We start from the raw sequence: 13,898 nt of genomic DNA, 5'->3' as shown, positions 1-13,898 counted from the left end.
CAGATTTAACCACTCAAAAACATTAAACATTTTAGCACTTGATTAGATAAAGTTATCACCACAAGTTCTGAAGAGCCTTTTAGACCAAAGTTTAAGCTCCCAGATTCATCTGTGGAATAAATCTAAAATCTAAAATCTAAAATCTAAAATCGACTGACCACCCGTGCGTAAGTTCTAAATTTGTAGAGTCCTCCAATTATGAGTGCAGATATGATTGAAAAAACTCGTTTGCTCCCTCAAACTGACCCGCCACTTTCACCCAGGTAAACTCTGCCGACAATGTACGATTTACCAAGCGAAGACCCGGACGAACTTGGTTTTCCTGACGAATATCATTGCTACCAGCCGTCTTTATTGCGGCAAACTTTTCAGCCTGTTAATGTTGATTTAGATGAGGTTTTTGTTGGCATTGACCTCAATCTTTATTACGATTTGCGACATTCCAATTGGTACAAACGTCCTGATTGGTTTGCTGTTTTGGGCGGACCGAGACTCTACGAAGGCGAAAATCTGCGTCTCAGTTACGTGATGTGGCAAGAACAAGTTAGCCCGTTTGTTACAGTTGAATTGCTATCTCCAAGTACGGCCGATGAAGATTTAGGACGCACAGTTAGCCAAACAGGAAAACCGCCGACAAAATGGTAGGTTTATGAGCATATTCTGCGCGTTCCTTACTACGTTGTTTTTAGTGGCACAACAAATGAAATTCTAGGATTTCGTTTGGTGGCTGGTGTTTACGAACAGGCAGAACTTATCGGCGGATGTTTGCCAATTCCTCAGTTAGGATTGAGTTTGGGTTTGTGGCAGGGAAGTTATGAAAAGATCGATCGAACTTGGTTGCGCTGGTTTACACTGGAAGGGGAGTTAATTTTGACTCCGCAAGAGAAAGCTGAACAACAAGCTGCCGAATCTGAACAGCGGGCGGCTGAATCTGAACAGCGAGCTCAAAGACTAGCAGCAAAACTCCGCGAGTTAAATATCGATCCCGATGAACTCGATTAGTTAGTAGTGTGAGTCAGCTTTGAGCCGTCAATTATTGGTAAATTAACACGCTGCTGACGCATCCTACAACTAGAATCCCACCTCACAATCAATAAATAAACAAAATTAACTTGTTTGTGGAACAGGCATCTTGCCTGTTCCTGACAGCCTAGAAGCCCACCCCCACAATCAATCAATAAATAAACAAAATCAACTTATTTGTGGAACGGGCATATTGCCCATTTCTGACAGCTTAAACCAAATTGACTAAGGCTTTGCTTTTTTCTGAGCAGCCGCATAATGCTCACTCATTAAGTGATTAACTTCAGGATTGTAAATCCGCAGATAATTCCAGTAATTCTCAAACACCGATTTTACGTATCCTTTCGTTTCAGGAAACGGAATCTTTTCCGCAAAAGCATCCGGGTCCCTAAAATTAAACCTCTTCAACCAATCTGATACTGCATTTGGCCCGGCATTATAACTCGCCACAGCTAACATCGAGTTATTCTTGTACTCGTCGTGAGTGTGATCCAAATACCACGTACCGAGTTTAACGTTGTCGTCCACATTTTCCAATGAATACTTTTTGAGGCTGATTTGTCCAGCAACCCAAGCTGCTGTTTCCGGCATTACTTGCATTAAGCCGGTAGCGCCAACTGATGATTTGATGGCTGGCATAAACCGCGATTCTTGCCGGATTAATGCTGTCACTAATACTGGATTAATTTTGCGTTCTTGCGACCATTTGACAATGGTTTCTAAATAAGGAAAAGGATAAAGTGCTTGCCAATAAGCCGGCTCCTGTCTGAAAGCGAGGTATTGGGTTCTATCATCTGGTTTGTCGCGCTGGCGCAAACTCCCAACCATCCACAAACCGTCTAAATTGTCTCCGACTCCAATTCGCATTAAACCGTCGGTAAACTGTTCGGCAATACTTGGTTCTACGCGGTCGATAAATTCTACTTGCCATAGCGTCCAGGCATCTCTATCTTGACCTAATTGATAGAGTTCTTTCAACGCAGGAGAACCGGCGGTTGGTTCGGGGCGCTGAGGGGGCCGCACTACATTGGGAGACAAATCTCGGACTGTGGTAAAGTCGCCTACGGGCCAGCCGAGAAGTACAGCCGATCGCCACGCAAAATATGATTCTGGATAGCGTAAGATCGTGTAGTCAAATGCAGTCTTGGCGTCTTGTTGGCGGCCGAGTTGCTGTGCCCATTTCCCGACCCAAAATGCGGCTTCTGGAGCTTGTTCGCTATCGGGATTGTTGGTGGTTAATTCTCTCGCCCACTGCCAAGCTGATTTTAAATCTCCGCCTTTGGCAAACTGCTGGGCGATCGTCCACCGCAATTCCCCTGCTTTATCAGAATTATTGTATTTTGTCAAGAGCAACTTGCGGGTATCTGAGGCGGATTGACCGCTGCGTGCTTTGTCGAGAAGTTGGGATTTATCTAACAAAGCTTCGGGGGCATAATTGGGGAATTTGCTAATAACTCGATCGAGCAAAACGCTCGCTTCTTTCGGTTCGCTCAGCCGCGATAGCCGAATTAAACCCAAACCAGTATCTTCGGCATCGGGAAACTCGCGCACTAATTCTTGATAGGCCATTCTCGATTCCGGGATTTTTCCTTCGAGCCACAAACCCCGAGCTTTTCGGTAAAGATTTTTGGAGTTGCGGGGAGCTTTCCCGTAAGCAATAGCTCCTTTGCCGTAATCTTGTTTTTCCCAATAGCCAAAGGCAATTTCTTCCCAATCTTCCGGTTTTAAAGCGGCGCTGTTTCGCTGCACGAGTTGTTCCAAAATTGTCCCGTAGTCTTTGACATAATGACCGTGTTTTGCTACAAGCAGCATCAACTGCGGCTGATTGGGATTTTCTTTTAACTTCCGGAGGGCAATTTCTACGCTGCGGGGATGAGCGGGAAATTCAGTAATTGCCTGTTGCCAATATTCCGGTTTTGACTGGCCTAAAACATATAAAGCTTCGGCTGCTACCGCGTCGCTCGGATAGTTTTTGAGCAGTTCCTCCCAAGCTTTTTGAGTTTTGCCTTTGTCGCCGCTCAATTGGTAAGCTTGCGCTCTTTTTAAGGCAATGTGAGCAGCTAAAACCGGATATTCTTGCTCTAATTTGTCCAATAATTTTAATGCTTTGGCGGCATTTCCTTGCTGGATTAAATCGCTGGCAAGCAGGTAGCGGGCGCGGCTTTGAGGGGAGATTTGCTGCTGCGGGTTTGTACTTGCAGACTGAGTAGCTGCGAGTTTAACTAATTTCGCCGATCGCTCGCTCGGTGACAGGGACACCAGCATCTTGACTTGCGATTCGGAATTCGCTGCCTCCAGGGGCTGCTCGGCCTTCTGGAATGAGCCCAAACCCATCCATTTCATCGCAGCAACCAAAGAGCCGATCGCAATAACGCAAACTGAAACGCTGATTAAAACAGAAAATCGGGCTCGGCGTCGTTTTAGCATGGGAAAATTTAAGAGTATAAGAATATAGAAGCGATCGTTTGTCAAAAGCTATCAGAGGCAGGATGGGTGTTCCACGCCATCACAGGCCGGATACCTGTTTAACGAGAAATAAATGTTAAGAGTGGGGCGGGCCCTTTGGCCAGACCCCAAAACAGATTATTGAGATTGGTGCGAGATCCGATCGCAGGCGGACTTGGCTGATATAGTAGCAGAATTTATTTCGATGTGGAGCGGAGAATTTGTGCGATCGATCTATTTACCAGCACAAAGGAAAAACCACAAACCACCAACTACAAAGTACAATCTAAAATCTAAAATCTAAAATGTAAATCAAAACATGGAATTTCTAGTCACCGATACGCCCCGCTCTGCTTGGATGGGAGACGCCCTGGCAATTGGTCTATTTGAGGACGGCTTGGAACTCACCGGCGAGCTGGCACAATTAGATGAAAAGCTTGCAGGCACTTTGCAAGAGCTGCTACTGGAAGTAGATTTTAAGGGCAAAGTGGGTAGTAGCGCCATCACCCGTGTCGGCGGCAACAATCCCATTCGCAAAATTGCGATCGTGGGTTTGGGCAAAACAGAGGACTTAAAATTAGACACCGTGCGGCAAGCAGCAGGCGTTTGCGCCAAGTTAGCCAAAAAGGAGAAATGCAAAACCCTCGGAATTAGCTTTCCGGTGTGGAAAAACGCGCCGGATGTTACAGCAAGCGCGATCGCCGAAGGTGTAGAACTCTCATTGAATCAAGACCACCGTTTCAAATCGGAACATGAAGACAAAAGCCCGCAACTCGAACAAATTCATTTGCTCGGTTTTGCCGGTACCGAAAGTGCGATCGCCCGCGCCCGCCAAATCACTGCCGGAGTCATTTTAGCACGGGAATTAGTCGCAGCGCCGGCAAATTTTGTCACCCCGATTACAATGGCAGAAACTGCTCAAAATCTAGCTGCCGAATGCGGTTTAGAATTAGAAATATTGGAGCGGGAAGACTGTGAAAAACTAGGCATGGGAGCTTTTCTCGGCGTTGCTCTAGCATCTGATTTACCGCCAAAATTCATCCACTTAACTTACAAACCAGAAGGCACACCGCGCCGCAAAATAGCAATTGTGGGCAAAGGATTGACCTTTGATTCCGGCGGTTTGAACATCAAAGGAGCCGGCAGCGGCATTGAAATGATGAAAGTAGATATGGGCGGCGCTGCGGCTACTTTTGGAGCGGCAAAGGCGATCGGACACATCAAACCCGATGTAGAAGTTCACTTTATCAGCGCCGTCACTGAAAACATGATCAGCGGCCGCGCCATGCGCCCTGGAGACATCCTTACAGCATCCAACGGCAAAACAATTGAAGTCAACAATACCGACGCTGAAGGCCGTTTAACCCTGGCTGATGCTTTGGTATTTGCTGATAAATTGGGAGTTGACGCAATTGTCGATTTAGCAACTCTAACCGGGGCCTGCGTAATTGCTTTAGGCGAAGATATTGCTGGTTTGTGGAGTCCTCAAGATAGCGTCGCAGCCGAAATAGTCGCCGCCTCAGAATTGGCAGGCGAAAAATTTTGGCGAATGCCGATGGAAGAAAAATATTTTGAGGGCTTGAAAGCATTGCACGCCGACATGAAAAACACTGGCCCACGTCCCGGCGGTTCGATTACGGCGGCGCTATTTTTGAAGCAGTTTGTGAAGAATACTGCTTGGGCGCATTTAGATATTGCCGGCACGGTTTGGAGTGACAAAGAAAATGGCTACAATGGCCCTGGGGCTACCGGTTTTGGAGTTCGGACTTTGGTGCATTGGGTGCTGGGCGGTGCTTAATTGTGGATTTCCAGCCCAAAAATTGAGATTTTCTCTGCCTTAAAAGTCTGCTAGTCCATCTGTGAGCCAGGGGTTTTTAACTCCTGGCTCACTGCTTAAGTAATCTAAAAGAAAATTTAATAGTGCTCATTAACAATTTAAATGTTTCTGAATCAAGAGGTAGGCGAACCTATATATTCCGTTACAGGGAGCCACGTAAGCGTTGCTCCCTGTGACGCTCACCATTGCTCATACTTCGGAAAAGCTTCGTTCCCAGGGCCCAACCTCGACAGTTTTGACATTTCCTGAAAAAATAGCTGTTTCATAAAAAATGAAAAAAGTATATAATTATGTAAATATTTCACTAGCCGAAATCAAATAATTAGATTTGATCGGATTTGCATTGGTACAGATAATTTTTTTCTTGAACTTTATGCAAGAACAATTAACAATTTTTTTTTCCACACTTGCTGTATCTTCTACACTCGCGTACAATGTGGTGCCGGAGTTGCGATTGTACGCTGTTTTTGACTCGCTGACGGCACTGGCTTATTGCTCGATCGCCCTATCTTTAGTTTATTTTACCCGCCAAGGTTCTCACCGCAAGATTTTCCGGGTGTTTGCCGTTGTTTTTTTTGCCTGGGGCGCTGCTAAATTGACGGAAGTTTGGACGCTTTGGCATTCCATATATTGGCTTTCGGTAACTCTCAAAGCTGCAAGTGCTTTAATTTCTTGGCTTTTAGCCGCAACCGCCCTCGCCCTGATGCCGAAAGCACTTGCCGAGTCTGGTTTAAATCAAAAAGAAAAATTTCAACAACAATCGTTAAAACAGGTAGAAGAAAATCAGCACCATCATGATATCGAGACAGGAGAATTTGCAAAACAAGCGCTCGATTATGCTTCGGATACTATTGTCGATCGCACTTTAGCTCTCAATTCGCTTAACGAACAGTTAGAAAAAGAAATTGCCGATCGCCACCGAGTTGAGGAAAAGTTGCAACTGACTCAATTTGCGATCGACCGATCGGCAGATGCGATATTCTGGATCGGGCCCGATGGTAAATTTTTGTACGTCAACGACGCTGCTTGCACTTCATTGGCATATTCTGCTGCAGAATTGCTCTCGATGACGGTGCACGACATCAATCCAGATTTTCCCCAAACAGCTTGGAGTTTGCACTGGAAAGTCTTAAAACGCTGCGGTTCGGTTAATATTGAAGTTCACCACCTCACTAAGTACGGTCGCATTTTTCCGGTAGAAATTACGATCAACCATTTGGAATTTAACGGCAAAGAATATCAGTGCGCGTTTGCTCGTGACATTAGCGAACGCAAGCGGATTGAGGCAGCTTTGCGAGAAAGGGAAGAAGAATTTAGGTCATTAGTTTCTAGCATTCCCGGTGCGGTTTACCGATGCAGTGCTGCTGGGCGATGGAGCCTAACTTTTATCAGCAGTGGCATAGAAGCTATTTCCGGCTATCCTGCAGCTAACTTTATGCAAAAACCGGTGCAGGCTTTTCCGAGTATAGTTCATCCCGATGACGCTGAGCAGATCGAGACAATTATCGATCTGGCTATTAAGACACAACAACCTTACACGATCGAATATCGCCTGATTCACTGCGACGGAAATGTGCGGTGGGTTGCAGAGAAAGGTCAAGCCATTTTCAACGCAGCAGGTCAAGTTTTATCTCTCAACGGCGCCATTTTTGACATGACAGAGCGCAAAGCAGCGGAGGATGCTTTGCGGCTCTCCGAGGCGATCGCCAACAACAGAGCCCAGCAGCTAGAAATCGCTCTCAAAGAACTCCGAGAAACTCAAGCTCACCTAATTCATACCGAAAAAATGTCAAGTCTGGGTCAAATGGTAGCTGGAGTAGCTCACGAAATTAATAACCCTGTCAGTTTTATCTACGGCAATATTTCCTACGCCAGCCAATATATCCGAGACTTGTTGCAGCTTGTCGAACTTTACCAAAAAAACTATCCTCAGCCCGTGGTAGAAGTTCAAAAATGTATTGACAATATCGATTTAGAATTTCTGAGAGAAGATTTACTAAAAATATTATCTTCGATGAAAATGGGATCAGATCGCATTCGCGAAATAGTTCTGAGCTTGCGAAACTTCTCGCGTTTAGACGACTCGGTAAAAAAGCCTACCAACCTTCACGAAGGCATAGACAATACGCTCCTAATTTTGCACAACAAACTGCGAGCCAGAGCCGAATATCCTGAAATTAAAGTGATTAAAATTTACGGTCAATTGCCCTTAATAGAGTGTTATGCAGGTCAGCTAAATCAAGTGTTTATGAATTTGTTGAGTAACAGTATTGACGCCTTGGAAGATGCTTGCAACCAAAAAAGGCGATCCTCTCCGAGGGCTTCGCTAACGGCTACCGACAGCGACTGGAAACCAACTATTAGCATTCGCACAGAAGCCCTTAACGAAAATAGTATTTGCATCCGCATTGCCGATAATGCGATCGGCATGACAGAAGACGTGCGGCTGCGATTGTTTGACCCGTTTTTTACGACAAAACCGATGGGGAAAGGCACCGGTTTGGGATTAGCCATCAGTTACCGAATTGTCGCGGAAAAACACGGCGGAGCCTTGAGCTGCAGTTCGGTTTTGGGTGAGGGTACGGAATTTGCGATCGAGCTTCCTTTATAAATTAGTGCGACGGAAGTATCAAGAATTTGGCAGAAATTATCGATCACTACAAAGCGGGTAGTCGAACTATTAAAAAAGGAAAATTTGTTGTAGTAGCAAGTGAAAACCAGCTCATATCAATTCCGGTAGCATCGTCGGGCGTAAAATCTAGTCAACAGCGATGCCATGAGCGAAGCCGAAGGGTCAAAAATCACGGACGTTGCCACTGGAATTGATCTAATTTATCTGCGTTAATCTGTGTTTATCTGCCTGTATCGGCGGTTTAAAAAAGAGAATGTATTAACCGCAGATGACACTGGAGTGACGCTGATTCACGCAGATGAAAAGAATAATTCCGATGCTAACAGATTTTATCTCAAAAGTAAAGTAGTTTCACGGTTTAAGTTGAGGTAAAAGAACAGGGCGAATTGCTGCTTAATTTTCTGAAAAGTTTAACAGAAGTCTAATTTATCAAAAACCCCACTTTTAGAGAGCCGAATTTACCCTTGTTTTAATTCGCCAATCGGCAAATCAATCACCCACTTAGAACCTCCCAGGGAGTAGAAAAACACCGCGCTAACGATCAACATGGAATTGAAATCGTAAATTCTGTACCGCGACCTAAAGTTGAGCTCACTTCTAGCATACCAGAGTGTTTCTCAACTACAATCTGTCGTGCGATCGCCAATCCCAACCCCGTCCCTTTACCCACACCTTTAGTTGTAAATAAGTTGTCAAAAATCCGACCTTTTATCTCATCTGACATCCCTGGCCCGTTGTCAGAAATGCGAATCGTCACCCACTCCTGAGACTTCATTTCTGTCCGAATCGTGATGCAATTAGCAGGGGCTTTAATCTTCTCTAAACTCCGTTCCCGATTTGATTCTTCCAGTGCATCAATGGCATTAGCCAATATATTCATAAACACCTGATTTAATTGTCCGGGGAAGCAATCCACTGGTGGCAAGTTCCCGTACTCTTTCACAACTTCAATCGCTGGACGCTGTTCGTTCGCTTTCAATCTGTGTTTGAGAATCAAAATCGTACTGTTAATTCCGTCATGAATATTGAAAGGAACTTTGTAATCTTTGTCGGCTCGGGAGAAGGTACGAAGACTGGTGCTGATACTTTGAATGCGATCACACCCGATTTGCATCGATTTCAACATTTTGGGTAAATCTTCTAAGAGATATTCGATGTCAAGTTCTTCTGCTATTTGCTCGATGTCATCTCCAGGATGGGGAAATTTTTCTTGGTAGACTTGCAGGTATTCTGTAATATCTTTGACGGCGGCGATCGCTTCATGAATATTCCCAGAAATAAATCCGACTGGATTATTAATTTCATGGGCTACCCCGGCTACTAAATTCCCCAACGCCGACATTTTTTCGCTCTGTACTAATTGCAGTTGAGATTGTTCTACTTGGTGAGCGTAGTCCTGGGATTGCTGATACAATCGCGCATTTTCTAGGGAAATGGCAGCCTGCGTGCAGAGGAAGTTGAGGACAAGGAGACGATCGCGAGTAAACACTCCTTTTGTCGATCGATGTTCGAGATAAAGTATTGCAACTAAGTTCCCGCGATCAAGAATCGGAGTACATAGCATACTCTGAGAGTGATACTGAAGCGTACAGTCATTCATTAAACCCGGAATATCTGTCTTGCCACCTTCAATAACCACTGTTTCCAGGGTGTGTTTGACATAATAAACCAGCTTGAGCGGAATCACCGCCGAGCTATCTATAGGTTGGTTTTGCAGTAAGGTTGTGGGTAACTCGTTATCTGGATTGATGTGAGTTATTGCCCGGATTTGCCATTCATCCTGATGGGGGAGTAGCAAAGCACAAGTTTCTGCACCCGAAGTTTTCAAAATAATTTGATTGAGGGTGCCGAGCAATTCATCAATCTGAATTTTACTGGATAAAGCTTGAGCAGCTTGCATAATAGATGCGAAATCCAGGGCATCGGAAATACTGGTGCTGCTGGTGCTGGAAGTCTGCGAAGACTGGCTAATCTTTGCCAGCGTCTCTAGAGGATTAAAGCGAAGTTTGGGCTGATTCAGGATAGGCTGAAGTAATTGGGGATAGCGTTGTTCTAGGTCTTCTATTTTGGCTTTAGCTCCCCAACGACCATAACAGTAATATGCCTCCTGCATATAGCCTGCGGCAACTTTTTCTTTACCCCATTCCCAGTAGAATTTGGCCGCGAGTTCGTTGGCGATCGCTTCGTCTTGGAGGTATTCGTTTTCTTTGGCTCCTTTAATCGCCCGGTCATAGAATTCTATGGCTTCTGTTTTTTGATTGAAAACGCGATGTTTTTCTGCTGCCACCAGATGGTATTTATGCTCGTAGTTCATCGGAGCGTGCTGCATCCAAATCTGCATTTTTTCCTGATTGGCATCAACCTGACGTAGGTAATGCGATCGCTCTTGGGAACCGACGTTGGGATAGTTCGCCAGCAGTGCTAGAGATTGGTAGAAGTGCAAATTGACGAAATTTTCTGACCCAACGCTAGAGTAACTCGCTGCCTTAGCTGCACTTTCCACTGCTGGCTCGAACTCTTCGAGCAGATAGAACAGAATCGTCTTTGCTAAAAAAGCATGAAACAGAGCAATGATATCGTTATGTTCTAGGAGTTGCGACAACATGGTAGATTCGTCAAATATCTCACCAATTAACTGGAGTGGATTGACTGCTTTTCCCAACAAATTAAACAATAATTGATACCATATTTGGGAGATAGAAATAGAGTGTTCCCATTTCAAATACAGCAATAATTCATGGTATTTTTTATGTTCGCTTTCAACGGTTTCGAGATTTTGTCCTGCCAGGAATATGTAGAAACAATAGTTGGTGATGCAGTAACCTGTATATTCGTAGTTGCCGCTTTCTAGCCCAATCTGTACCCCCTCGGCAAGAGGAGATAAACTTTTTCGTAAAGGCTCCTTCCAATGGTGGACGAAGGTGTAAAACATATTATAGGTAACAACTTTGTGTTCCCTGGTTTCAAAATGTTTGAGCAGTTGCAGTGCCAGCCGCCCTGCTTGATATCCGATATCAATGTTCCCCAGAGCGCCGCATAAAAGTGTGCCATACCAAGCATAGGTTGGTGATGCCAGAGGAGAGTGACCGCCTTCAACACAGAGTTTCACTTGTCTGACGACTACTGACAGCAGAATTTGCGGTCTGCCTACTAGAACAGGAGCAAGACAGACTTTAAGAATCCGCATGGCTGCTAGTTGTGCGGGGTCAGTCATGGTGGGGTAGTCTTCCAACCGTTCTATAGCGGGCAGTTCCACTAAAAATTCCTGCTCGTTCAGGTTAACGGGGTAGCCCAGCAGTTCTAATGCCTGCAATCCCGTATCAATGGCATCGTTCAATTGGTGTTGCGCCATAAAAACTTGGATCTTGAGCTCGTAAGCAGGGATGCGATCGAGCAGCGTTTTCCCGTGTTGCAACACCATTTCAACTAGGGTACTGGCGGCTGCGAAATTGGTGTTGAGATATTCTGCCTCTGCCGCTTCCACAACGATTTCTAAAGTCAAATCGTACTGAGTTTGCCAGCTCTCGCCTGAGAGCAAATCCATCGCCGTACTCAGGTATTTTACTGCACCGGCATAGGCTGTGGATGCTTTGGCTTTCCGTCCTGCTGTTAAGTTCAACCGCGCTAGTTCTTCGAGTTCCGCTGGTTGAGAAATTAACTCCAATCCTATATTCAATTGGTTGACAATGGCAAAAATCTGCTCTTCCCGTTCTTGAATCGGGGTATTCTGGAGCAACAATTGCCCGATTTTTAGGTGAGTAGCCTGTTTTTGGTCAGGCGCAATTAAAGAATAAGCAGCTTGCTGAACGCGATCGTGCAAGAAGCGATAGGAAACTGTTTGAGAAGTAGCTCGCTCGATATTTTCTTCTTCCCCTACATAAAATTTATAAATCTCACTCTGAGGTAAAACAAAACCTTCCTGTAAAGCTTTCCACAATGCGGTGGCGGTTTCCGTCTCCGAACTCTCTGAAACAATTGCCAATGTTGCTAAGTCAAATTGGTTGCCAATGCAAGCGGCTAATTTTAAAACCTCCTGAGTTGTTGCTGGCATTTTTTGCAACTGCTGCGCCATAAATAGCACCACATCATCAGTGAGTGCTGCCTCTCTCACTTTGCTAATATCGCACTGCCAATGTCCCGATTGATGTTCAAAAGTAATCAATTCATCTTGATGCAATGCTTTGAGAAACTGCGTTGCAAAAAATGGGTTCCCTTGAGTTTTTTGATAGATTAATTCTGTCAGCGGTTGTGCCCACTTAGGAGAACAAACTAGCGTATCTGCTACCAATTGATTCAAACTAATTTGACTGAGGGGTACTAATGTAATAGTGTTGAGTGTGGTTCCTGCTTTCCTTACTTCATCTAGGGTCAACATCAGGGGATGGCTGGGTGATACTTCATTATCCCGATAGGCTCCCAGCAGCAACAAATAACCCAATTGCGACTCATTGACGAGCAATTGCATTAACTTCAGCGATGCCGAATCTGCCCATTGTAAGTCATCCAAAAATATTACCAAGGGATGCTCTTTTGTGGTGAAGACAGCAATGAATTTGTGGAAGAGCAAATTAAATAGATTTTGAGCGGCAATCCCCGATAATTCCGGTGCTGGGGGTTGTGTTCCAATAATCCGTTCTAGTTCGGGAATGACTTCAATAATGACTTGTCCGTTGTCACCGAGAGCTTCGAGAATTTGAGTTTTCCATTCTTGGATTTTGGCATCACTTTCACTGAGTAATTGTGCCATAAAATCGCGGAAGGCCAGGACTAATGCCGAGAAGGGAATGTTGCGGTTAAACTGGTCGAATTTGCCTTTGATGAAATAGCCGCGCTGCCTGACAATCGGTTTATGTACCTCGTTGACGACTGCCGTTTTTCCAATCCCGGAGAACCCAGCGACTAGCATTAATTCTGATGTGCCATTTGCTACGCGCTCGAAGGCACTCAACAGGGTTTGTACTTCTGTTTCTCGACCATAAAGCTTTTCAGGAATCAGGAAGCGATCGCATATATCCCGCGTTCCTAATTCAAATGTTTCAATCTTTCCAGTTTCTTGGTACTGCTGCAAACACTTTTCTAAGTCATGTTTCAATCCCAAGGCACTTTGATAGCGTTTTTCAGCATTTTTTGCCATCAGCTTCATGACAATATCCGAAATCACCTGCGGGATTTCTTGGCTGTTTATTGCAGGAGGTTGTTTGGCAATATGGCAGTGAACCAACTCCATCGGGTCTTCACATTCAAATGGCAGTTTTCCTGTTAGCAGTTCGTAAAAGGTGGCTCCCAGAGAATAAAAGTCGGTGCGGTAGTCGATGCCTCGGTTCATTCTTCCGGTTTGTTCGGGAGAAATATAGGCGAGGGTTCCTTCTAAGACGTTGGGATTTTGAATTTCTTGGGTTTCTCTTGGAAGTAGGGAGGCGATGCTAAAGTCAATGAGTTTGACTTGTTTGGTTTCGGGATGTATTAGGACGTTCGCTGGCTTAATATCTTTGTGAATGACTCTGTTTTGGTAGAGTCCATGGAGAATGTCAGTTATTTGAATGCCAATTTCCAAGATTTCTGCCAGAGTCAGCGAGGTTTCTTGGGCGTAATCTCGCAGAGAAATGCCCCCAAAATCCTCCATTACTAGGGCATAGCTGTGGCGATAGGACTCCAAATTGTAGGGTGCAACGACTCCAGGCAGACGTAGATTTTTGGCGATGGTATACTGGTTGCGGAATTGCAGCAGTTCGCTGAAGCTGGGATAGTCTCGATTTAATAGTTTAATGACAACCGGATGCTGGTCTGTTTCTCGGATGGCTCGATAAACTAGGGTTCTCGAACCGCAGTATAATTGCTCACCCAGATGATATCCCGAAATTCTGTTCGTCAAATCCACTACTGCATTCATCTGGATTACTCCATCTCAGACATTGACTCTTGTATCTAAGTATAGACTTTTCTTTGTCGAGTCTGAGGAAA

6 protein-coding genes are annotated in these 13,898 nt (G+C 44.9%); 4 read left to right on the top strand and 2 right to left on the bottom strand.

Going from position 1 to position 13,898, the window contains the following annotated elements; all coding sequences use genetic code 11:
- The first annotated feature begins 279 nt into the window (after window positions 1-279).
- Entirely contained in the window at window positions 280-645 is a 366-nt protein-coding gene (locus QUA40_RS18970) for a Uma2 family endonuclease (protein ID WP_333128587.1), read from the top strand.
- A 78-nt stretch (window positions 646-723) separates the two neighbouring features.
- Window positions 724-1,002, top strand: a complete 279-nt coding sequence (locus QUA40_RS18965) for a hypothetical protein (protein ID WP_333128585.1) — start codon at window positions 724-726, stop codon at window positions 1,000-1,002.
- 246 nt (window positions 1,003-1,248) lie between these two features.
- Here QUA40_RS18965 and QUA40_RS18960 read toward each other — a convergent pair whose 3' ends face one another.
- Window positions 1,249-3,450 carry a transglycosylase SLT domain-containing protein gene (locus tag QUA40_RS18960; RefSeq protein ID WP_333128583.1) on the bottom strand — a complete coding sequence of 734 codons (2,202 nt, stop codon included), beginning with the start codon at window positions 3,448-3,450 and terminating at the stop codon, window positions 1,249-1,251.
- Window positions 3,451-3,787: 337 nt separating this feature from the next.
- Between QUA40_RS18960 and QUA40_RS18955 the strand changes: the two genes are divergently transcribed.
- Both QUA40_RS18955 and QUA40_RS18950 read left to right on the top strand, forming a co-directional pair.
- Window positions 3,788-5,266 (top strand): leucyl aminopeptidase, encoded by a 1,479-nt coding sequence (locus tag QUA40_RS18955; RefSeq protein ID WP_333128580.1) that lies wholly within the window; start codon window positions 3,788-3,790, stop codon window positions 5,264-5,266.
- Window positions 5,267-5,678: 412 nt separating this feature from the next.
- Window positions 5,679-7,916 (top strand): PAS domain S-box protein, encoded by a 2,238-nt coding sequence (locus QUA40_RS18950; RefSeq protein ID WP_333128579.1) that lies wholly within the window; start codon window positions 5,679-5,681, stop codon window positions 7,914-7,916.
- 562 nt (window positions 7,917-8,478) lie between these two features.
- On the opposite strand, the gene QUA40_RS18945 is transcribed toward QUA40_RS18950, so the two are convergent.
- Window positions 8,479-13,827, bottom strand: coding sequence for an AAA family ATPase (locus QUA40_RS18945; RefSeq protein WP_333128577.1), 5,349 nt, complete (start codon window positions 13,825-13,827; stop codon window positions 8,479-8,481).
- Window positions 13,828-13,898: the final 71 nt, after the last annotated feature.

The sequence above is a fragment of the Microcoleus sp. Pol11C3 genome (assembly GCF_036701485.1).
Taxonomy (GTDB): domain Bacteria; phylum Cyanobacteriota; class Cyanobacteriia; order Cyanobacteriales; family Microcoleaceae; genus Microcoleus.
The sequence above is the reverse complement of the archived record's forward strand: the minus strand, read 5'-3'. Positions and strand labels throughout refer to the sequence as shown.

Coding starts and splice junctions, on each gene's coding strand:
- QUA40_RS18970 (WP_333128587.1), top strand. CDS start 280: ATGTACGATTTACCAAGCGAAGACCCGGACGAACTTGGTTTTCCTGAC.
- QUA40_RS18960 (WP_333128583.1), bottom strand. CDS start 3,450: ATGCTAAAACGACGCCGAGCCCGATTTTCTGTTTTAATCAGCGTTTCA.
- QUA40_RS18955 (WP_333128580.1), top strand. CDS start 3,788: ATGGAATTTCTAGTCACCGATACGCCCCGCTCTGCTTGGATGGGAGAC.
- QUA40_RS18950 (WP_333128579.1), top strand. CDS start 5,679: ATGCAAGAACAATTAACAATTTTTTTTTCCACACTTGCTGTATCTTCT.
- QUA40_RS18945 (WP_333128577.1), bottom strand. CDS start 13,827: ATGAATGCAGTAGTGGATTTGACGAACAGAATTTCGGGATATCATCTG.